Genomic DNA, 21,530 nt, shown 5'->3' on the forward strand with positions numbered 1-21,530 from the left:
GCCGACTGTGGTTTTTTATGTAAGCAAATCTATGAAAACCAAAGGCCTGAATCTGCAGCCGCGCGCAGTTGCGGCTATTCTTCTGCGCTTTCCTTATTGATCTGCAAAGGTTCTTCCGCCACCATGGCCGCTGGTCTCAATCTCGCTCAATTACAAGCCGTGCATTACACCCAGGGCCCCTGCCTGGTGCTGGCCGGCGCCGGATCGGGCAAGACCCGGGTGATCACGCACAAGATCGCCCGTCTGATCGAGACCGGCATGGCGCCCCGCAAGATTGCCGCGATCACCTTCACGAACAAGGCCGCCTCCGAAATGCGCGAGCGCGCCAAGAGCCTCATCGGCCGCCAGGCCAAGGATGTGCTGGTCTGCACCTTCCATGCGCTGGGGGTGAAGATGGTGCGCGAGGACGGCCATGTGCTGGGGCTCAAGCCGCAGTTCAGCATTCTCGACAGCGACGATGTGGTCGGCATCCTCAAGGACGCGGCCGGCGGCACCGCCGATGTGGCCACCGCACGCCAGTGGCAGTGGACCATCAGCAAGTGGAAGAACATGGGCCTCGACTACAAGGAGGCACTGGCCCAGGCTGCCGATGACAACGAGCGCGCCATTGCCGTGCTGATGCAGCGCTATGACGAGCGGCTGACCGCCTACCAGAGCGTGGACTTTGACGACCTGATCGGCATGCCGCTGCGGCTGCTGCGCGACCACCCCGAGGTCCGCGCCAAATGGCAGACCAACCTGGGCCATGTGCTGGTCGATGAGTACCAGGACACGAATGCCACCCAGTACGAGCTGCTCAAGCTGCTGGTGGGTGAGCGCGGCCACCTCACCGCCGTGGGCGATGACGACCAGAGCATCTACGGCTGGCGCGGCGCGACCCTCGACAACCTCAAGAAGCTGCCGGTCGACTACCCCCAGCTCAAGGTCATCAAGCTCGAGCAGAACTACCGCTCGACCAGCGCCATCCTGCGTGCCGCCAACAATGTGATCCAGCCCAATCCCAAGCTGTTTCCCAAGACCTTGTTTTCCGAGCTGGGCGAGGGCGAGCCGGTGCGCATTGTCGACTGCGACTCGGAAGAACATGAGGCCGAGCGCGCCGTCGCCCGCATCCTGAGCCTGCGCGCTGCGGCCAACCCGCCGCCGGACTGGAAGAATTTCGCCATCCTCTACCGCGCCAACCACCAGGCCAAACCCTTCGAGAAGGCGTTGCGCAAGGCCAATGTGCCCTACAAGGTCTCGGGCGGCACCAGCTTTTTCGACCGCGCCGAGATCCGCGACCTCTGCGCCTGGTTCAGGCTGTGGATCAACAACGACGACGATCCGGCCTTTCTGCGCGCCATCACCAACCCCAAGCGCGGCATCGGCCACACCACCTTGGGCCGGCTGGGCGAGTTCTCCAAGGCCCACCATTGCAGCATGTTTGGTGCGCTGTTCAATGCCATGCTGGAAGACGCGATGCCCGCCAAGGGGCGCGAGAGCCTGCTGGAGTTTGGCCGCTATATCAACGACCTCGAATACCGCGCCCGCCAGACCCGTGGGGCCGAGGAATCACTGGCCTTTCTGCTCGACTGGCTCAAGGAGATCGGCTACGAGCAGCATCTCTATGACGCCGAAGACAGCGAGAAGGTCGCTGCCGCCCGCTGGACCAATGTGTTGGAGTTCTGCGACTGGATGGCCCAGCGCGCCGGTGGCCAGACCACGACGGCGGCCGACACCACGACGGTGAGCGAGTCCAAGAGCCTGCTCGAAGTCTCGCAGACCATCGCGCTGCTGTCGACCATCAGCGAGCGCGAGAAGGAGCAGGACATGGTGATCCTGTCCACCCTGCATGCCAGCAAGGGCCTGGAATGGCCGCATGTGATGCTGATCGGCGTCAACGAAGGGCTGCTGCCCTTCAAGCTCGACGATGATGATGGCCGCCAGCAAAAGGTCAGCGACGACACCGCACAGCGCCTGCAGGAAGAGCGCCGCCTGATGTATGTCGGCATCACGCGTGCCCAGCGCTCACTGGCAGTGAGCTGGACCAAGCGGCGCAAAAAAGGGCGCGAGCTGGTCTCTGCGCTGCCCAGCCGCTTCATCGCCGAGATGGGCCTGGACAGCAGCACCGCCCGCGAAGACCCGCGCGAAAAACTGCGCAAACTGCGCGAAGAGTTCGCGCGCAAGGCCCAGAGCAGCGCCGCCACCAGCCCTGATTCGAACTGAGTATCCATGACCAAGACCCTGATCCTGACCGCTTTCTGCGCTGCACTGACGAGCGCCTGTACGACCACCCCTGCCCCCCGCCCCGCCTGCCCCACTGCGATGCAGATGGAGCAGCCCGAGCTGCTAGGCCTGTGGCAGGCCGAACTGCCCGGCCTGCCCGGTCCGGTAACTTTGCAACTGGCGCCCCACCCCGAATGGAACGGCACCGTCAAAGGCCAGATCCAGCGGCCCGGCGGCACGGCCATCGTCGTCGGTGATGTGGACAAGGGCAAGCTGACGATGGAAGAGTCCGCCGATGGCAAAAAAGTCTCGGGCAGCTGGCTGGGCGAAGTGGTCGACGGCAGCTGCGGCCGCGAGATCCGGGGCGAATGGTTGGATGCCAACGACAACAGCCACGCATTCGTCATGCGCAAGCCATCGAAAACGCCTTAATCGCCGCAATAATGGATAACCGCGCAGCCGTCCCAGCCACGCGTCCTACCTCTCCTTCCTCGACCATGACAACAACAAAATTTCTGCGCTCGCCAGCCCCGCTGGCGGCGAGCCTGCTGATGGCCGGTCTGCCGCTGGGCAGCTTCGCGCAAACCCCGGCCGCTGCCAGCAGCTCGTCGCCTGCCGCAACCGTGTGGCAGCAGTGCACCGCGCTCAGCGACGGCAACGCCCGCCTGGCCTGCTTTGACCAATGGGCGCAGCAGCAGTCGCAGCAGCCCCTGGGCAGCCCGCAAGGGCAGGCCGTGGCCACCACGCCTGCCGCCTCGGCCAATGCCATGGTCGGCCTGACCCCTCCGGCCAGTGCGCTGGCCGCCGCAGACGCACCCGCGCCCGCGCCCATCGGTGGCTGCCGCAACGACGGCTACACCGAGATGTCGCGCTTCTGGGAACTCGAGGCCGGTACCGACTGCGGCACCTTCAGCTTCCGTGGCTACCGCCCTCTGTCGGTATCGTTTGCCGTCGGCGACAAGGTCAACCGCCAGCCCAGCTCGCTCAACCCCGTCAATTCGGCCACGACCGAGACGGACTACCAGAAGCAGGAGATGCGCATCCAGCTGTCGGTGCGCACCAAGCTGGCGCAAAACCTGCTGACGGACCCCAACGGCAAGCTGCGTGATTCGCTGTGGATTGGCTACACGGGCCTGTCGTACTGGCAGGTGTTCAACTCGGACCTGTCGCGCCCTTTCCGCACCACCGACCACCAGCCCGAGATCTTCTACGTCTACCCGACCACCGCCCAGCTGCCGTTTGGCTGGCGCTGGCGCTACAGCGGCATTGGCCTGGAGCACCAGTCCAATGGCCAGAGCGACCCGCTCTCGCGCAGCTGGAACCGCACCTACCTGATGACCGGTTTCGAGCTGGACAACCGCCTGCAGCTGCAGGCCAAGATCTGGCACCGCATCAACGAAAGTGCGGAAGACGACAACAACCCCAATATCCAGAACTACATCGGCCGCAGCGAGCTGAAACTGGGCTGGAACGTGAACCAGCGCAACTGGATGGGTGTGACGGCGCGCGGCTCGCTCAACGGCCACGGCAAGGGCTCCGGCCGCGTGGAATGGATGCATACCTTGGGTGATGGCTGGATGGGCGGCAAGAGCAACCTGCGCCTGCATGCCCAGGTCTTCCACGGCTATGGTGACAGCCTGATCGACTACAACTACAAGCGGACGGTGTTCTCGCTGGGCTTCAGCCTGCTGGACTTCTAAACAGGAAACGTCTGCGCTGCAGACGTTTTCTGTTTCCCAAGAGGATCTTTAGGTAGACAGCCGCCGCAAGCGCTGGCACAGATCCGACTGCGGATCTTCCAGCCCATGCAGCACCGTGAAATGGTCGCAGCCGGACAGCGCGGCCTGCTCGGCCACATTGCCCGCTGCCAGCCAGGCGCTGTGCATCAGCATTGACTGGCGTTCAAACTCCGTTTGCTCGCGCCCGCCCCAGACCAGGTGCATGGGGCTGGCGCAGCGCCTGGCCGCAAAAGCGGGCGAGTTGCGGGCAATCAGTCCCTCATCGAGCTGGATCATCGGCTGCAGATAGCTGTAACGCAGCGGTGCCAGGTCATAGAGGCCACTGACCAGCAGCGCGCCGCGCAGCGGGTCATCGGGCAGGCCATAGTCGCGCGCCCAGCGTGTTTGCAGGCACATCGCACCCAACTGGCCACCGGCAGAATGCCCTCCCACCACCACCCGCGCCGGGTCGCCGCCATAGGCAGCGATGTGGCGCAGCACCCAGGCCAGGCTGGCGCGGCACTGGCGCACGATTTCATCAATGCTGACCTGCGGGCACAACGCATAGTTCACCACCACGGTGCAAAAACCCAGCGCCTGCGGCCCCAGGGCCACGCAGCTGAACTCTTTGGAGGTATTGGCCCGCCAGTAGCCGCCATGCAGAAACACGAACACGGGCGCGGGTGCCCCGTCCGCTGCAGGGAAGATATCGAGCGTCTCTGCCAAGGTCGGGCCAAACGGCACATCCAGCACGCAGCGCAGTTGCGCACGCGCCTGGGCGCTGCGCTCGGCAAAATGCTGGCGGGCAGCCGCCGGGTCGGCCACCGGCCGCGTGGTGTCGTACTGCGCATCAATCTGCGCCTGCGATTCAAAATCGCGGTACAGCCTGGGTGGCGTGCTGGCGGCCATGGTCTGCTCAGCCGGCATCGGGCACCACGGCGGTGACCTCGATCTCCACCTTGGCCCGGTCCTCGATCAAGGCGACCACCTGCACTGCCGTCATCGCGGCGTTGAAGCTGCCAATCAGCTCGCGGTAGGCCTTGCCGATCTCCGCCTGCTGGGCCATATACGCCTGCTTGTCGGTGATGTACCAGGTCATGCGCACAATGTGCTCGGGCTTGGCACCGCCCTCTTCCAGCACCGCCACAATGTTCTGCAGCGCCTGGCGCACCTGGCCGGCCAGGTCATCGGTGTGGAACACCCCTTGCGCATCCCAGCCAATCATGCCGGCGACAAAAATCTGCCGGCCGCTGACCATCACGCCATTGGCATAGCCCTTGGGCCGGGGCCAACCTGGGGGAAGTAGTACTTGCATTGCGCCTCCTTTAGCGAACAAATCTCAGACGGTGCATTCCGCCGCCATCCAGCGCGCGATGCGGGCCTGGATGGCCGGGGGAATGCGGATGGCTTCATGGCTGTCCAGGCTGGTGAACACCAGCACTTGGTGGGCTAGCGCCCGCACCGCGCCATCATCGCCGGCACAGCGCAGCGCCAGCTGCAGCGAGCGGCTGCCCAGCCGCAGCACGGCCAGCTCCAGTTGCACCGCGTCGCCCATGCGGGCAACGGCCCGAAAATCACAGGCCAGGTGCACGATGGGCAGCCCGGTACGCTCGGGCCCCAGCATCTGGGCATAGGGGTAGTGCAGCGCCTGGTTGAACCAGTCCTCCACCAGGGACTGGAACAGCACCAGGTACTGCGGATAAAACACAATGCCTGCCGGGTCGCACTGCGCAAAGCGGATGCCGGTGGCCACGCGGAAAACGGCGCCGTTCTCGGGCCAGGTCAAGGCTGCCATGTCAGACCCCGATATAGCGCTGCCACAGTGCGGGCTGCGCTTCCAGCTGGGCCGAGCTGCCCTGCCACACTACCTGGCCGCGCTCGATCAAGGTGTGCCGGTCGGCCAGCGCCATCAGCCGCTTGACGTATTTGTCGATCACCAAAATCGCCTGGCCCTGTGCGCGCAACGCCGCCAGGCATTGCCAGATCTCCTCGCGGATCAGCGGCGCCAGGCCTTCGGTGGCCTCGTCCAGAATCAGCAGATGCGGGTTGGTCATCAGCGCCCGGCCAATGGCCAGCATCTGCTGCTCACCGCCCGAGAGCCGGTTGCCGGGGTTGCCGGCGCGTTCGGCCAGGCGCGGAAACAGCTGGTAGACGCGGTCGAGCGACCAGGGGTTCTCCGAGGCATTGCGGTTGGCCGCAAAGGCCTGCAGGTTTTCCTGCACCGTCAGGTTGGCAAAGATCTGCCGGCCCTCGGGCACCACCGCCATGCCCATGCGCGCAATGCGGTCCGCAGGCAGGTGCTCGATGCGCTCGCCACGAAACCGCACCGTGCCGGCCGACGCGGGGGTCATGCCCAGCAGGCTGCGCACGGTGGTGGTCTTGCCCATGCCATTGCGGCCCAGCAAGGTCGCCACCTCGCCCGCCGCCATGTGCAGGTGCATGCCAAACAGCACCTGGCTGCTGCCGTAGCAAGTCTCCAAGGCTTCCACTTCCAGCAATGCAGTCATCAGGCGGCCTCCTCTGCAGCCTCGTCGCCCAGGTAGGCGCGGCGCACATCCGGGTTGCGCCGTATCTCGTCGGGTGTGCCGGTGGCAATCACCTTGCCAAACACCAGGGTCGAGATGCGGTCCGCCAGGCGGAAGACCGCATCCATGTCGTGCTCCACCAGCAGAATGGTCGTGTCCTGGCGCAGCTGCAGCAGCAACTGCACCATGCGCTCGGATTCGTCAGGCCCCATGCCTGCCATCGGCTCATCGAGCAGAAGCATGCGCGGCCGTGTGGCCAGTGCCAGCGCGACCTCCAGCTGGCGCTGCTCGCCGTGTGCCAGCAAGCCCGCGGTGTGCTGCAGCTGGGCAGCCAGGCCTACGCGCTCGGCCACTTCGGCCGCCTGCGCATAGCGCGCGCTTTCACTGCGTGCCGGGCGCCAGAAGCGCCAGCTCGATCCATCGCGTGCCTGCACGCCCAGTGCAATGTTCTCCAGCACCGTCAGGCGCTTGAAGATGCTGGTGATCTGGTAGGAACGCACCAGGCCTGCCTGCACCCGCGCAGGCATGGGCTTGCGCTCCACCGCCTCGCCGGCAAACAGGATCTGGCCCGCATCGGACGCCAGCGCACCCGACAGCTGGTGGATCAGGGTCGTCTTGCCGGCGCCGTTAGGCCCGATCAACGCATGGATATGGCCGCTGTGCACCGCAAAGCTGGCATGGTCGGTGGCCGTGAGGCCGCCAAAACGTTTGACCAGGTTCTGCACCTGCAACAAAGGGCTGGGCATAGGGGACATGCTCATCGCTTGCTCCACATGCCGCGCCGCAGGCTCAGCAAACCATTGGGGGCCACCAGCACCACGATCAGCAGCACGGCGCCCAGCCCCAGCTGCCAGTGCACGGTATAGGCAGCCAGCACTTCTTCCAGCAGCAGGAACACTGCTGCGCCCACCAGCCCGCCATACAGATGGCCGACACCGCCGAGGATGACCATGATCAGCAGAATGCCGGACTGGGTCCACTGCAGCATGCCGGGGCCGACAAAGCTGCCCTGGTTGGCCAGCATCGCGCCGGCCAGCCCGGCAAAGGCGCCGGCGAGTGTGAAGGCCACGAGCTTGTAGCGGTAGACCGGAAAGCCAATGGCCTGCATGCGGGTCTCGTTCTCCTTGATGGCCTGCAGCACATGGCCAAAACGGGCATTGAGCACCCGCGCCATCAGCAGCAGGCTGGTGCTGACCAGCGCCAGCACCACATAGTAGAAGGTGGCATCCTGCGCCAGATCCAGGCCCAGACCCATCTCTGAGCGGCCGGGCAGCGACATGCCGTCATCGCCACCCAGCGATTTGAACGACATGATCAGGTAGTACAGCATCTGCGCAAAGGCCAGGGTGATCATGATGAAGTACACGCCCTGGGTGCGCAGGCTGATCGCGCCCACCAGCAGCGAAAACGCCGCGCCCATCAGCATCGCCAGCGGCCAGGCCAGCCAGGCGGAGGTCACGCCCTGCTGCATCAGCAGGCCCACGGCATAGGCGCCCAGCCCGACAAAAGCCGCATGACCAAAACTCACCATGCCGCCAAAGCCGAGGATGAAGTTGAGGCTGGCGGCCGCCAGGCCAAACACCAGCACCCGGCTGGCCACACCGATGTAGAAGTCCTCGCCCATCGCCTGGGCGATCAGCGGAAAGGCGATCAGCAGCGCGAGCAAAGGCAGCACCAGCCGGGGCCTCAGCCGGTGGTCGAAGACGCTGGGCTGCGCCGCTGGCGTGGCCTGGGCCGCAGCGGGCCGGGGGGCGGTGGTGTCAGTCATGGGCGGGGAACAGACCTTGGGGTTTATAGAACAGCACGGCAGCCATCAGCACATAGATCAGGATCGAGGCCACGGCCGGGCCAGCGTTGGCCGCCACCTCGGGGCCCAAGGCCCTGTCAAACAACAAGGGCACCAGGGTGCGGCCGGCGGTGTCGACCAGGCCCACCAGCAAGGCGCCCAGCAGCGCGCCGCGGATCGAGCCGATGCCGCCAATCACGATCACGACAAACGCGAGGATCAGAATGCTCTCCCCCATGCCCACCTGCACCGCCAGCAGCGGCCCCAGCATGCCGCCGGCCACCGCACACAGCGCAGCGCCCAGCGCAAACACCAGGGTGAACAGCCGGCGCACATTGGCACCCATCGCCGTGGCCATCTCGCGGTTGGCCGCCCCAGCGCGTACCTGCATGCCAAAACGCGTGCGGGTCACCAACAGCCACAGCAGCAAGGCCACGGCCAGGCCCACACTGATGATCAGCAGCCGGTAGGCGGGGTAGGAAAAACCATCCATCAACATCACCGGCCCGGCCAGCGCAGCCGGCGGGTTCAGCATCAGCGGCTGCGCGCCCCAGATGATGCGCACGATCTCGTTGCTCATCAGCAGGATCGCAAAGGTGCCCATCACCTGCGACAGGTGGTCGCGGTGGTAGAGGCGGCGCAGGATCGTGTACTCCAGCAGCACGCCCACCACCACGGTAGCCAGCACCCCCAGGCCCAGGCCCAGCCAGAACGAGCCGATGGCCTGGCTGAAGCTGGCCACCAAGTAGGCGCCGATCATGTAGAGCGAGCCATGGGCGAGGTTGATCATGTCCATGATGCCGAACACCAGGGTCAGACCGGCGGCCAGCAGGAACAGCATCAAACCGAACTGCAGGCCGTTGAGCAGCTGCTCAAGAATCAGGATGGTGTTCATCGATCAGGACGGCATCTTGCAGTCTTTGACGTAGGCATCCTGGTGGTTCTTGAACACCGTGCCCACCGTGCGGTTGGTCAGCTTGCCCTGGCTGTCCTTGGTGACCACACGCAGGTAGTAGTCCTGCACCGGGAAATGGTTGCTGTTGAACTTGAAGCTGCCCCGCACCGACTCGAACTTGGCCGCCTCGATGGCCTTGCGCAAGGCCGCCTTGTCATCGAGCTTGCCCTTGACGTCGCGCACCGCCGCATCCATCAGGCGCGCGGCGTCATAGCCATGCGATGCGTAGAGTGAGGGGGTACGGCCAAACTCCTTCTGGAAGTCGGCGACGAATTTCTTGTTCGCGGCATTGTCCAGGTCATGCGCCCACTGCGAGGTGTTGAAGGTGCCCAGCATCGAGTCGCCCACCGCACGGATCACGTCCTCATCGGCCGAGAAGCCCGGGGCGTACAGGGTGATGTCCTTGGACAGGCCGGCACCGACAAACTGCTTGATGAAGTTCACGCCCAGGCCGCCGGGCAGAAAGATGTAGACGCCATCGACCTGGGCCGCGCGCATCTTGGAGATCTCGGCGCCATAGTCCAGCTGGCTCAGCGAGGTATAGGTCTCCATGCCGATCTCGCCCTTGTAGAAGCGCTTGAAGCCGGCGATCGAATCCTTGCCTGCCGGGTAGTTGGGCGCGATCAGCGCCACGCGCTTGAAGCCCTTGTCCTGCATGGTCTGGCCAGCCGCCTCATGCAGCGCATCGTTTTGCTGCGAGACATTGAAGAAATACGGGTTGCACTGGGCGCCGGCGTACTGTGACGGCCCGGCATTGGGGCTGATGAAGAAGGTCTTGTTCTGGAACGCGGCCGGGCCCACCGCCAGCATCACGTTGGAGAACACCGTGCCGGTCATGAAATCGACCTTGTCGCGCTTGAGCAGGCGCTCGGCCGTCTGCTTGGCCACCTCGGGGTTCTGCTGGTCGTCGACCACGACCACCTCGGCGGGCAGGTTGCCGATCTTGCCGTTCATGTGCTTGACGGCCAGCTGGAAGCCGTCACGGATATCGGTGCCCAGACCCGCGCCGGGCCCGGACAAGGTGCTGAGCAATCCCACCTTGACCTGGTCGGCCGCACTGGCACTGCTGGCGCACAGCAGCGCGATGGACAGACTCACAAGACTGCGATGCAAAGGATGACGCTTCATGCTGGTTCCCTGGTTGGTGTGCCAAAAAAATCTAACGAGCCGCTACTATGCCGGGCTGTGCAGCCGAAACCGTTGTAGTTTTCCCGTAGCCGTGCGCGGCAGCTGCGCGACAAAATCCATGGCCCGTGGGTATTTGTAGGGCGCGACCGTGCTTTTGACGAAATCCTGCAAGGTCTTGACCATGTCCGCATCGGCCGCAAAGCCAGGCCGCAGCACCACAAAGGCCTTGACGATCTGGCCGCGCTCGCTGTCGGGCAGGCCGATCACTGCGCATTCGGCCACCGCCGCATGCGCGAGCAAGGCGTCTTCGACCTCGGGCGCGGCGATGTTGTAGCCCGAGGAGATGATCATGTCATCGGTGCGGGCCTGGTAAATGAAATAGCCGTCCGCATCCATCACATAGGCGTCACCGGTCAGGTTCCAGCCTGCATGCACATACTGGGTCTGGCGGCTGTCGTTCAGGTAGCGGCAGCCGGTGGGGCCCTGCACGGCCAGCTTGCCCACCGTGCCGGCTGGCACTTCCTGGCCGCGCTCATCGACCACCTTGGCACGGTAGCCGGGCACGGCGCGGCCGGTGGCGCCAGGCCGGGCCTCGTCCTCGCGGTGCGAGATGAAGATGTGCAGCATCTCGGTCGAGCCAATGCCGTCGATGATCTCGATGCCGGTGGCGGCTTTCCACAACGCACGGGTCGAGGCATTCAAGGCCTCACCGGCTGACACGCATTTGCGCAGCCGGGTCTGGCGCAACCGCTCGCCCTGCTGGGCCATCACGCGGTACGAGGTCGGCGCGGTGAACACCACCGTGGCGCCAAATTCTTCGATGCCATCGACCAGCTGCACCGGTCCCGCCTTCTCCAGCAGCGCCATCGAGGCGCCAATCGCCATCGGGAACAGCACCTGTCCCCCCAGGCCAAAGGTAAAGGCCAGCGGCGGGCTGCCGATGAAGACGTCGTTGGGTTCGGCCCGCAGCACATGGCGGGGCCAGCAGGCGCAGATGGCCATCACATCGCGGTGAAAGTGCATCGTCGCCTTGGGCACCCCGGTGGTGCCCGAGGTAAAGCCCAGCAGGCAGGTGTCGGTCGCCGCTGTCTGCACCGTGTCGAAATGCGGCGAGGCCTGGGCCATCAGCGGCTCCAGCGCCTGCGCAGCCGGCAGGCCGCTGCCATTGAAATAGCGCACCGCCTGCAAGCAGGGCTGCGCTGCCTGCGCCGCCTGCACCTCGGCCTGCAAGGCCGCATCGCACAGCGCATGGCTGATCTGGGCGATCTCGATGATGGTGCCCAGCTCCTTGGCGCGCAGCAGCGGCATGGCCGCCACTGCAATACCGCCCGCCTTGACCACGGCAAACCAGCTCGCCACCATCATCGGGTTGTTGGGCGCGCACAGCAGCACGCGGTTGCCGGGTACCAGGCCCATCTGCGCGGTCAACACGTTGGCAATGCGGTTGGCCTGGGCCTGCAGCTCGGCATAGGTCCAGCGCACACCCTGGGCCTGCAGGCACAGGCGCTCGCCCCGGCCTTCGGCCACATGGCGGTCCAGCAGCTCAGCGGCGCAGTTGAGGCGCTCGGGGAACTGCAGCTCGGGCAGGTCAAAGTGGTACTCCGGCTGCAGCTCGGGCGGCGGCAGATGCGTGGCGGCAAAGCGGTCGATATGCGCGGTATAGGGCGTGGCAGACATCTCGCAAACTCCAGGCTGAAGGCGGAAACCAGGACCGGAGTCCAGGTACTGGTCAGTGGTCAAGGCGCGGTGGGCGCCACTTGTTTGAGCAGCTCGCGGGCGATGATCAGTTGCTGCACCTCGGTCGCCCCTTCGTAGATGCGCAGTGCGCGGATCTCGCGGTACAGGCGCTCGACCGGCTGATCGCTGACGACACCCAGGCCGCCCCACATCTGCAGCGCCGCATCGATTACCTGCTGCGCGTTCTCGGTCGCGGTCATCTTGGCCATCGCCGCCTCGCTGGTCACGCTCTGGCCCTGGTCGCGCTGCCAGGCGGCGCGGTAGGTCAGCAGCGCGGCGCTGTCGATCTGCGTGGCCATCTGCGCCAGCTTGGCCTGGGTGAGCTGGAAATCGGCCAGCACGCCCTGGAACATGCGGCGGCTGGTGGCCCGCTGCAAGGCCTCGTCCAGCGCACGGCGGGCAAAGCCCAGCGCAGCGGCCGCTACCGAGGTGCGGAACACATCCAGGGTGCGCATCGCCAGCTTGAAGCCCTCGGCCGCCGCGCCAAGGCGCTGGCCCACCGGCACGCGGCAGCCGTTGAAGCGCAGCCGCGCCAGCGGGTGCGGCGCGATCACATCGATGCGCTCGGCAATCTCCAGGCCGGGCGTATCCGCATCCACGATCAGCGCGGAGATGCCGCGCGCGCCCGGTGCCTCACCGGTGCGCACAAACACCACATAGAAGTCGGCAATGCCGCCGTTCGAGATCCAGGTTTTTTCGCCGTCGATGACATAGTGGTCGCCGTCCAAGCGGGCGGCGCAGGCCATCGCTGCGACGTCCGATCCGGCATCGGGCTCGGACAGCGCAAAGGCCGCAATGGCCTCGCCCCGTGCAACCCGGCCCAGGTAGCGCGCCTTCTGCGCCTCCGTGCCCGCCAGGCTGATCGCGCCCGAGCCCAGCCCCTGCATCGCAAACGCAAAATCGGCCAGGCCGTTGTGGCGCGCCAGGGTTTCGCGGATCAGGCAGATGGCGCGGGTGTCGATCTGGGCGGCCGCGCCGCCATGCGCCTCGCCAGCCACTGCATGGCGCAGCCAGCCCGCCTGGCCCAGCGCCTGCACCAACGCGCGGCAATCGCCGTCGGTGTCACCGCTGTGCGCATGGGCCACATGCCGGGCGGCCCAGGCATCCAGCGTCTGCGCCAGGTCCGAATGGTGCGGCTCAAAAAACGGCCACTGCAGGTATCGGGTGTCAGCCATGTCAGTTCCCCTGGAATTGCGGCTTTTGCTTGGCCACAAAGGCCTCGTAGGCGCGCTTGAAGTCTTCGGTCAGCATGCAGATGGCCTGCGCCTGCGCCTCGGCCTCGATCGCCTGGTCAATGGTCATCGCCCACTCCTGGTGCAGCATGGTCTTGGTGATGCCATTGGCAAAGCTGGGGCCAGCGACCAGGTCGGCGGCCATCTTCTGCGCCTGCTCCAGCAGCGCTTCGGGCTCGGCCAGGCGGTTGAAAAAGCCCCAGCGCTCGCCCTCTTCGCCGCCCAGGCTGCGGCCGGTGTAGAGCAGCTCGCTGGCGCGCCCCTGGCCAATGATGCGCGGCAGAAAGGCGCAGGCGCCCATGTCGCAGCCGGCCAGGCCCACGCGGTTGAACAGAAACGCCGTCTTGCTGCGCGCCGTGCCCAGCCGCAGGTCCGAGGCCATCGCCATGATCGCGCCGGCGCCGGCACAGATGCCATCGACGGCGGCAATGATGGGTTGCGGGCAGGCGCGCATGGCCTTGATCAGCTCGCCCGTCATGCGGGTGAACATCAGCAGCTCGGGCGCCTTCAGGGCCACCAGCGGGCCGATGATTTCATGCACATCGCCACCCGAGCAGAAGTTGCCACCGGCGCCCACCAGCACCACGGCCTTCACGTCCTGCGCCCACTTGAGGCGGTGGAACAGGTCGCGCAGCTCGGCGTAGGAATCAAAGGTCAGCGGGTTCTTGCGCTCTGGCCGGTTGAGCGTGATCGTTGCCACGCCGGCATGGACTTGCCACAGAAAATGCTGCGCCTGGTAGCCGGCCAACTGCTGGTGGTTGCCCGCCACCAGCGCGGGGTCGATTCGGTAGTCACTCATGCCTGTCTCCACAGATTCGGGGTTCACATCACTTCGCCGCCAGCCACCGCAATGGCCTGTCCGGTCATCGCGCCAGCGCCTTTGCCGCAGAGCCAGACGACGGCATCGGCCACCTCCTGCGGCTGCACCAGGCGGCCCTGGGGGTTGTTGCGCACAAATTCGGCCAGGGCCTGCTCGGGGCTACGGCCGGTCTTGGCCACCACGCGGTCGAGGCTGGTCTTGACCAGATCGGTTTCGGTATAGCCCGGGCACACGGCATTGACGGTGATCCCGCGGCTCGCCACTTCCAGCGCCAGCGCCCGGGTCAGGCCCACGACGCCATGCTTGGCCGCCACATAGGCCGACACATAGGCATAGCCGGTCAGGCCTGCGGTGCTGGCCACGTTGACGATGCGGCCATAGCCGGCCGCCTGCATCGCCGGCAGCACCTGCTGCATGCACAGCATCGTGCCGGTCAGGTTCACCGCCAGCATCTGCGACCAGAGCTGGGCGTCGGTCTTCATGAAGGGCGCGCTCTGCGCCTGACCGGCGTTGTTCACCAGGATCTGGATAGCGCCAAAGGCGGCCACGGCCTGCGCAAAGGCCACCACCACCTCGGCCTCCTGCGCCACATCGGCCAGCACCTGCTGGCACTTGCCCGGAAAGGCATCCACCAGTTTTTGCAGCGGCTCAGGCCGGCGGCCCAGCACCGTCACCCGAGCGCCCTGCGCCAGCAACTGGCGCGCAATCGCCTCGCCAATGCCCTGGCCGGCGCCGGTCACCAGCGCATGTTGTCCTTGCAAGCTGTTCGTCGCCATCTGCGCTGCTCCTCAGTGGCCGGCGGCCGCTTGCTGGGCCTTCTCGCGCTCGAACAGGCTCTCCATCTGGCGCTTGCCGGCAAAGTAGGGCTTGGGCCAGGCGATGGCGGTGTAGCCAATCTTGGCCGCCTCGGTCAAGGTCCAGGCCGGGTTGGCCAGGTGCGGGCGGGCCACCGCACAAAGGTCGGCGCGGCCGGCGGCGATGATGGAGTTGGCATGGTCGGCCTCACTGATCGCGCCGACGGCCATCGTCGCAATGCCCGCCTCCTGGCGGATGCGGTCGGCAAACGGGGTCTGGAACATGCGGCCATAGACCGGCTTTTCCTGTTTGCTGACCTGGCCGGACGAGCAGTCGATCAGGTCCGCACCAGCCGCCTTGAAGGCCTTGGCAATCTCTACCGCATCATCGGGGGTGATACCGCCAGGCACCCAGTCATGGGCGGAGATACGCACCGACATCGGCCGCTCCTGCGGCCAGACGGCGCGCACGGCCCGGAACACCTCCAGCGGGTAGCGGAGGCGGTTCTCCAGGCTGCCACCATAGGCATCGTCCCGGTGGTTGGTCAACGGCGAGATAAAGCTGGACAGCAGATAGCCGTGGGCGCAGTGCAGCTCCAGCCAGTCGGCACCCACCTCGGCGGCCATCTGGGCCGCGTGCACAAACTGCTGCTTGACCTCGTCCATCTGGGCCAAGGTCATCGCCTGCGAGATCTGGCTCACGCCTTCGAGGTACTGCTGGGGCGAGGCCGAGATGATCGGCCAGTTCCCCTCGGTCAATGGCAGATCCGTACCCTCCCAAGCCAGGCGGGTGGATGCCTTAGCGCCGGCATGGCCGATCTGCATTGCAAACTTGGCATCGGTGTGGTGGTGGATCCAGTCGCTGATGCGCTGCCAGGCTTGCTTTTGTGCCTCGGTGTAGGTGCCCGGGCAGCCGGGGGTGATGCGGCCCTCAGCGCTGACGCAGGCCATCTCGGCAAACACCAGACCGGCGCCGCCCATCGCCCGCGCACCCAGGTGCACCAGGTGGTAGTCGCCCGGCACGCCGTCGACGGCCGAGTACTGCGCCATCGGCGAGACCACGATGCGGTTCTTCAAGGTCAGGCCGCGCAAGGTATAGGGCAGGAACATCGGTGGCGGCGCCTTGGCCTGCACCGCCAGCCCGTTTTGCGCAGCCAGCCAGGCCTCATAACCGCCGAGCCAGGCGGCATCGCGCAGGCGCAGGTTCTCGTGGCTGATGCGCTGGCTGCGCGTCAGCATCGAGTACATGAACTGCTCGGGCTCCAGCTGGTCGCAGTAGCGCTTGCCGCAGACCTCGAACCACTCCATCGCATTCCAGGCGGCGTTCTGGATGCGCAAGGTCTCCACCCGGCGCAGCGCCTGGTAGGCCTCCAGCACCGCAGGGATCTGCGCCTTGCCATCGCCCAGCTGCTGAAACTGCCGCGCCAGCTCGATCGCATCCTCGATCGCCAGCTTGGTGCCCGAGCCAATCGCGAAATGCGCCGTGTGCACGGCGTCGCCCATCAGCACCACATGGCTGCCCTTGGCGTTTTGCAGCCACCACTGGTCGCAGACCACGCGCTGAAAATTGATCCAGGCCGAGCCGCGCAGGTGCCGGGCATTGGTCATCAGCCGCGCGCCTTGCAGGTTGTCGGCAAACAGCTTCTCGCAGAAGGCGATCGATTGCTCCTGGTCGGCCGTGTCCAGGCCGCATGCCTTCCAGGTCTCCTCGGTGGTCTCGACGATGAAGGTCGATGTCTTGTCGTCGAACTGGTAGATATGGGCCTCGAACCAGCCGTGCTCGGTGCGCACGAAGTCAAAGGTGAAGGCCTCGTAGACCTTGTTGGCGCCCAGCCAGATAAACCGGTTGGGGCGGGTGACGATATCGGGCTTGAACACCTCGGCGTATTTAGTGCGGATGCGCGAGTTCACGCCATCGCTGGCAATGATGAGGTCGGCATCGGCATAGTCTTCGTCGGACTGCACATCGGTCTCGAACACCAGCTTGACGCCGAGCTGCTCGCAGCGCGCCTGCAGGATGTTGAGCAGGTGCTTGCGGCCGATGCCGACAAAGCCATGGCCGCCCGAGCGGATCTTGCGGCCCTTGAACAGCAACTCGATATCGTCCCAGTGGTTGAAGGCCTGCTCGATCTGCATCGCCGTGGCCGGGTCCCACTCGCGCATGTTGTCCATCGTGGCATCGGAGAACACCACCCCCCAGCCAAAGGTGTCATAGGGCTTGTTGCGCTCCACCACGGTCACGTCATGCGCGGGGTCCATCTGCTTCATCAGCAGCGCGAAATACAAGCCGGCGGGACCACCGCCTATGCAGACAATTTTCATGGCCAGGATCGTCCTGAAAAATACTTTATAACTAAATTATTGATGCATAAATAATTCACTAAAATACGAACTTACCCTATCACTGGAGCCGCCTGCGGTACTGCACCATGGGCGCCATGGCTGACATGCAAACCCTCTGCAATTCCCCCTCCGATACTGGCGGCGGCGTCGCTGGCCGCGAGGCCGGTCTCGCCCATGATGGACACCAGGCCGTGCGCCTGTGGCTGCGGCTGATGACCTGCAGCACCCAGATCGAGCAGGTGATCCGCAGCAAGCTGCGCACCCAGTTCGCCACCACCTTGCCGCGCTTTGACTACCTGGCCCAGCTCAGCCGCTTCCCCAAGGGCCTGCGCATGAAGACCTTGTCCGAGTACCTGATGGTCACCGGCGGCAACATCACCGGCCTGACGGACCAGCTGGTGGCAGAAGGCTGGGTGGAGCGGGTGGCCGATGACGAGGACCGCCGATCGATGACGGTGCGCCTGACGCGCAGCGGAAAAAAACAGTTCGCTGCCATGGCCAAGGCGCACGAACAGTGGCTGGAGCATTTGCTGGCACCGTTGGGCGCGGATGCCGCGCGCGAGCTGTATGACCAGCTGGGCGTGCTGCGGCAGATCGTGGGCCAGCGCGCGGAACAGGTGGCCGGCTGAAACCCACCCCCCAATGACAGAGAGCCTGCGGACCGCCCTGGTCCGCAGGCTCTCTTTCCCTCAGCGGGAATTACATCGCGGTATCGGCCTGGCTGAGGTCGCCATCGGCCTCATCGGTCTCCAGCGCCTCGGGCATCTTGACAATCGTGGTCGGCACCCGGCTGTGGCGCGCCACCTCGCGCGAGACCGAACCGATCAGGATACTGCCCAGCGTGCTCTCGCCAGTGGCGCCGATCACGATGAGGCCACAGCCCTTCTCCTCGGCGATATCCAGCAACGTGGCATGGATGTCGCCCAACCGGATCTCCACCTCATAGGACACACCGGCCAGACGCAACACATCGAGCGCCGGGGCGACCAGGTCCATGCCGGCCTCCAGGCTGGCGTTGGCGATCAGCTCCGAATCCTGCGTGGCCAGCTCCAGAAAGCTGGCTTCCTTTTGCACATGGGCGACCACGACATGGGCGCGCAGGCCCTGCTGCACCAGTTGCACGCCGTGCTGTACCGCTTGCAGCGAGTTGGGCGAACCGTCGACGGCGATCATGATGTTGAGCATGGGCTTCTCCTTGGCAGTGAAAGATCAGCCCAGTGTAGCGACCTGCCTGCGCCCCCTGTGTCAGAGACGGACCTGCGAAACCCGCCGCGCCGTCAACTACCGCACATCTGCGAAAATGACCGGTTATGCTGCAGTTCGACCTCCTCAAAACCGATCCCACCAGCCACGCACGCCGTGGCACGCTCACGCTCAACCATGGCGTCGTGCAGACCCCCATCTTCATGCCGGTAGGCACCTATGGCACCGTCAAGGGCGTGATGCCGCGCAGCCTGGAGGAAATGGGCGCCCAGATCATTCTGGGCAATACCTTCCACCTGTGGATGCGTCCGGGCCTGGATGTGATGAAGAGCTTTGGCGGCCTGCATGGTTTCGAGAAATGGGACAAGCCCATCCTGACCGACTCGGGCGGTTTCCAGGTCTGGTCGCTGGGCGCGATGCGCAAGATCACCGAAGAAGGCGTGCATTTCCAGAGCCCGGTCAATGGCGACAAGCTGTTCATGTCGCCCGAGGTCAGCATGCAGATCCAGACGATTCTGAATTCGGACATCGTCATGCAGCTCGACGAGTGCACGCCGTACGAGACCAACGGCAAGAAGACCACCGAGGCCGAAGCGCGCAAGTCGATGGAGATGAGCCGGCGCTGGGCCAAGCGCTCCAAGGAAGAGTTCGAGCGCCTGGGCAATCCCAACGCGCTGTTCGGCATTGTGCAGGGCGGCATGTTCAAGCACCTGCGCGAGGAGTCGTTGCAAGGCCTGCTGGAGATCGACTTCCCCGGCTACGCGGTGGGCGGTGTCTCGGTGGGTGAGCCCAAGGACGAGATGCTGGACATCATGCAGCACACGCCCCACCTGCTGCCCGCCAACAAGCCGCGCTACCTGATGGGCGTGGGCACGCCCGAGGACCTGGTGCAAGGTGTGGCCGACGGCGTGGACATGTTCGACTGCGTGATGCCGACCCGCAATGCGCGCAACGGCACCATCTTCACCCGCTACGGCGACCTGAAGATCCGCAACGCCCGCCACAAGACCGACCACCAGCCCATCGACACCTCGTGCACCTGCCACGCCTGCGCCGGCAAGAGCGGTGTGAGCTGGGACGATGGCGGCCGCGACGGCTTCAGCCGCGCCTACCTGCACCACCTGGACCGATGCGGTGAGATGCTGGGCCCGATGCTGACCACCATCCACAACCTGCACTACTACCTGAACCTGATGCAGGAAGTGCGCCAGTCGCTCGATGCCGGCAGCTTTGCCCAGTTCCGTGCGCAGTTCAAATCGGACCGGGCCCGCGGTATCTAGGCAGCAGCTTCACCGCGCGAGGCCAGCAAGGCCGCGCGGCCCAAAGCGTGGGAACCACGAGACAGCGATGCGAAGCGCTTGACAGCCACTGCGTAACCTACAACACCGTACCCTCACCCGCTTCGCGCCTGACTGCAGGCCGCAGCTGCCTGCAGCCACCGCGCTGCTTGGCAGCTGCGTTTTCTCAAGTGATGCACCTGCTGGCATGGTCTTGTAGCTTCCAATTTGGAAGCAACAGTGATTGACTTAGGTTATTGACTGGGCAAAACGTCGTGAAAGCCTTGCGCCGCAACGGCCCTCGGTCTGCCCGGCAATGCGCGACTCGCCCACAAGGTCGCACCGATATCTGTGCCAATGAGCGGGTATATTTCGCCCATCCCCCTCATTCCCATGCCGACCGCGTCGTCCGTCCACCCCTTGGAGCAACCCTATAGCGGTCGCTTGCTGCTCTGCGCCAGTATGGCCGTGTTTGCGGCAGCGATGGTGGGCATCCTGCTGCGGCCACTGGGCTACCTGTCGGTGTTCTGGCCGGCCAACCAGATCGTGCTGGTGCTGTTGCTGCGCTACCCCCAACTGGTGCGTCCGGTAGCAATAGCGGCGCTTTTCGCCAGCTTCGTGCTGGCCGATCTGATCACCGGCACCGCGCTGTGGCACTCACTGGGCTTTACCACCGCCAACCTCTGCGGCGCCATTTGTGGATGGCTGTTTCTGCGCCGGCAGTCGCAACGCGATCTGCAGATGGAAGGCCAGTATTCCGCGTTGCTGGTGTTCTTCGCCAGCGGCATGGCGTCGCTGGCATCGGCCCTCATTGGTGGGCCGATCAGTGCCTGGGCCTTTGAGCTGTCGGTCACCCAGGCGGTAGTGATGTGGTGGACAGGCGAATGGATGAATGCCATGGTGCTGCTGCCATTTTTGCTGGCGCTGCCATCGGCACGCAGCGCGGCCGCCGCGCAGGAGCGCCGCGTCTGGGCGTTGAAAATGCTGCCCGCGCTGGCCGTCGTGGTGCTGGAGACGAGCAGCTACCTGGTGGGCAACAAGGTCGGCTCTCTGGTGTTCTCGCTGCCTGCGCTGCTGTGGTGCGCGCTGTCCTACCGCATCCTGACCACGGCCATCATCACGATGGTGGTGTTTGTGACCAAGGTCATCGTGATATCGAACATTGTGGGGTTCATCCCAGCCAATGTGCTTGATGTCGCCAGCCTGCGCCTGGGCATCACGATGCTGATCCTGGGGCCCCTGTCGGTGGCCGGCTCCCATGCGGCGCGCGCCGAGTTGCTGCACCGCATGCGCTACCAGGCCCACCACGACAGCCTGACCGATGTGCTCAGCCGCAATGGCTTCGTACAGGCCAGCCACGTGCTGCTCAAGCGGCTGACCCATGAAGGCAGCTCGGCAGCAGTGCTGATGCTGGACCTGGACCACTTCAAGCGCGTCAACGACAACCATGGCCACGCCAGCGGCGACCGCCTGCTGCGCGATGTCAGCCGGGTGCTGACCGATTCCCTGCGTCCGCAGGATGTGCTGGGCCGCGTCGGTGGTGAGGAATTCGCCGTGGTGCTGCCCCATATCAGCTTCGACGATGCCACCGCGATCGCCGATCGCCTGTGCCAGACCGTGCGCAGCGGCCACTTTCAGACGGCCCACCACGAGCCGCTGCAGGCCACCCTCAGCATCGGCTTGGCCTACAGCGCAGCACTGCAGCCTGGCGACAGCCTCGAAGACCTGCTGCGCGAGGCGGACCTGGCGCTCTACCAGGCCAAGGCCCGGGGCCGCGATTGCGCGGTCTGGACGGCGCCACGCTAGGCAT

Annotated in this window: 20 protein-coding genes; 6 read left to right on the top strand and 14 right to left on the bottom strand. The window is 65.3% G+C overall.

What is annotated here, in order from left to right; all coding sequences use genetic code 11:
- Positions 1–123: 123 nt before the first annotated feature.
- The 3 genes from ACCQ08_RS18815 (at position 124) to ACCQ08_RS18825 (ending at position 3,902) form a co-directional block, all read left to right on the top strand.
- On the top strand, positions 124–2,202 hold the full coding sequence (locus ACCQ08_RS18815; protein WP_312417026.1) for a UvrD-helicase domain-containing protein: 2,079 nt from the start codon (positions 124–126) through the stop codon (positions 2,200–2,202).
- 6 nt (positions 2,203–2,208) lie between these two features.
- Positions 2,209–2,634 carry a hypothetical protein gene (locus tag ACCQ08_RS18820; RefSeq protein ID WP_373450631.1) on the top strand — a complete coding sequence of 142 codons (426 nt, stop codon included), beginning with the start codon at positions 2,209–2,211 and terminating at the stop codon, positions 2,632–2,634.
- Positions 2,635–2,699: 65 nt separating this feature from the next.
- Entirely contained in the window at positions 2,700–3,902 is a 1,203-nt protein-coding gene (locus tag ACCQ08_RS18825; RefSeq protein ID WP_373450632.1) for a phospholipase A, read from the top strand.
- A 48-nt stretch (positions 3,903–3,950) separates the two neighbouring features.
- On the opposite strand, the gene ACCQ08_RS18830 is transcribed toward ACCQ08_RS18825, so the two are convergent.
- From ACCQ08_RS18830 to ACCQ08_RS18890, 13 genes are read right to left on the bottom strand one after another with little or no spacing between them, the layout of a single operon-like run.
- Complete coding sequence (locus ACCQ08_RS18830) at positions 3,951–4,829, bottom strand: alpha/beta hydrolase (protein ID WP_312835696.1); 879 nt, start codon at positions 4,827–4,829, stop codon at positions 3,951–3,953.
- Between the two features lie 7 nt (positions 4,830–4,836).
- Entirely contained in the window at positions 4,837–5,235 is a 399-nt protein-coding gene (locus tag ACCQ08_RS18835) for a RidA family protein (RefSeq protein WP_239810546.1), read from the bottom strand.
- Positions 5,236–5,259: 24 nt separating this feature from the next.
- Positions 5,260–5,715 (bottom strand): acyl-CoA thioesterase, encoded by a 456-nt coding sequence (locus ACCQ08_RS18840; RefSeq protein ID WP_373450633.1) that lies wholly within the window; start codon positions 5,713–5,715, stop codon positions 5,260–5,262.
- 1 nt (position 5,716) lies between these two features.
- Positions 5,717–6,427 carry an ABC transporter ATP-binding protein gene (locus ACCQ08_RS18845; protein ID WP_312417012.1) on the bottom strand — a complete coding sequence of 237 codons (711 nt, stop codon included), beginning with the start codon at positions 6,425–6,427 and terminating at the stop codon, positions 5,717–5,719.
- Positions 6,427–7,206: an ABC transporter ATP-binding protein gene (locus tag ACCQ08_RS18850; RefSeq protein ID WP_312417009.1), complete on the bottom strand. Its 780-nt coding sequence runs from the start codon at positions 7,204–7,206 to the stop codon at positions 6,427–6,429. Before ACCQ08_RS18850 ends, ACCQ08_RS18845 begins: the two co-directional genes overlap by 1 nt.
- Positions 7,203–8,213 (bottom strand): branched-chain amino acid ABC transporter permease, encoded by a 1,011-nt coding sequence (locus tag ACCQ08_RS18855; RefSeq protein ID WP_373450634.1) that lies wholly within the window; start codon positions 8,211–8,213, stop codon positions 7,203–7,205. The genes ACCQ08_RS18850 and ACCQ08_RS18855 overlap by 4 nt, the downstream gene beginning before the upstream one ends.
- Positions 8,206–9,126, bottom strand: coding sequence for a branched-chain amino acid ABC transporter permease (locus tag ACCQ08_RS18860; protein ID WP_373450635.1), 921 nt, complete (start codon positions 9,124–9,126; stop codon positions 8,206–8,208). The genes ACCQ08_RS18855 and ACCQ08_RS18860 overlap by 8 nt, the downstream gene beginning before the upstream one ends.
- 3 nt (positions 9,127–9,129) lie before the next feature.
- Entirely contained in the window at positions 9,130–10,314 is a 1,185-nt protein-coding gene (locus tag ACCQ08_RS18865) for an ABC transporter substrate-binding protein (protein WP_312460682.1), read from the bottom strand.
- Positions 10,315–10,359: 45 nt separating this feature from the next.
- Complete coding sequence (locus ACCQ08_RS18870; RefSeq protein WP_373450636.1) at positions 10,360–11,991, bottom strand: benzoate-CoA ligase family protein; 1,632 nt, start codon at positions 11,989–11,991, stop codon at positions 10,360–10,362.
- 59 nt (positions 11,992–12,050) lie between these two features.
- On the bottom strand, positions 12,051–13,226 hold the full coding sequence (locus tag ACCQ08_RS18875; protein ID WP_373450637.1) for an acyl-CoA dehydrogenase family protein: 1,176 nt from the start codon (positions 13,224–13,226) through the stop codon (positions 12,051–12,053).
- A 1-nt stretch (position 13,227) separates the two neighbouring features.
- A complete protein-coding gene (locus tag ACCQ08_RS18880; protein WP_239810537.1) occupies positions 13,228–14,082 on the bottom strand; it encodes an enoyl-CoA hydratase family protein in 855 nt (284 codons plus the stop codon).
- Between the two features lie 23 nt (positions 14,083–14,105).
- The gene (locus ACCQ08_RS18885) at positions 14,106–14,879 is read right to left on the bottom strand and encodes an SDR family NAD(P)-dependent oxidoreductase (protein WP_373450638.1); all 774 of its coding nucleotides are present in this window, start codon (positions 14,877–14,879) and stop codon (positions 14,106–14,108) included.
- 12 nt (positions 14,880–14,891) lie between these two features.
- Positions 14,892–17,219: a bifunctional salicylyl-CoA 5-hydroxylase/oxidoreductase gene (locus ACCQ08_RS18890; protein WP_373450639.1), complete on the bottom strand. Its 2,328-nt coding sequence runs from the start codon at positions 17,217–17,219 to the stop codon at positions 14,892–14,894.
- 116 nt (positions 17,220–17,335) lie between these two features.
- On the opposite strand from ACCQ08_RS18890, the gene ACCQ08_RS18895 reads away from it, so the two are divergent.
- Positions 17,336–17,869 carry a MarR family winged helix-turn-helix transcriptional regulator gene (locus ACCQ08_RS18895; RefSeq protein ID WP_373450640.1) on the top strand — a complete coding sequence of 178 codons (534 nt, stop codon included), beginning with the start codon at positions 17,336–17,338 and terminating at the stop codon, positions 17,867–17,869.
- 70 nt (positions 17,870–17,939) lie between these two features.
- On the opposite strand, the gene ACCQ08_RS18900 is transcribed toward ACCQ08_RS18895, so the two are convergent.
- Positions 17,940–18,425, bottom strand: a complete 486-nt coding sequence (locus ACCQ08_RS18900) for a universal stress protein (protein ID WP_373450641.1) — start codon at positions 18,423–18,425, stop codon at positions 17,940–17,942.
- 125 nt (positions 18,426–18,550) lie between these two features.
- On the opposite strand from ACCQ08_RS18900, the gene tgt reads away from it, so the two are divergent.
- Positions 18,551–19,723: a tRNA guanosine(34) transglycosylase Tgt gene (gene tgt / locus ACCQ08_RS18905; RefSeq protein WP_239810532.1), complete on the top strand. Its 1,173-nt coding sequence runs from the start codon at positions 18,551–18,553 to the stop codon at positions 19,721–19,723.
- A gap of 354 nt (positions 19,724–20,077) precedes the next feature.
- The gene (locus ACCQ08_RS18910; protein WP_373450642.1) at positions 20,078–21,526 is read left to right on the top strand and encodes a diguanylate cyclase; all 1,449 of its coding nucleotides are present in this window, start codon (positions 20,078–20,080) and stop codon (positions 21,524–21,526) included.
- The last annotated feature ends 4 nt before the right edge of the window (positions 21,527–21,530 follow it).

This window comes from Comamonas sp. SY3 (assembly GCF_041730275.1).
GTDB lineage: Bacteria > Pseudomonadota > Gammaproteobacteria > Burkholderiales > Burkholderiaceae_C > Comamonas > Comamonas sediminis.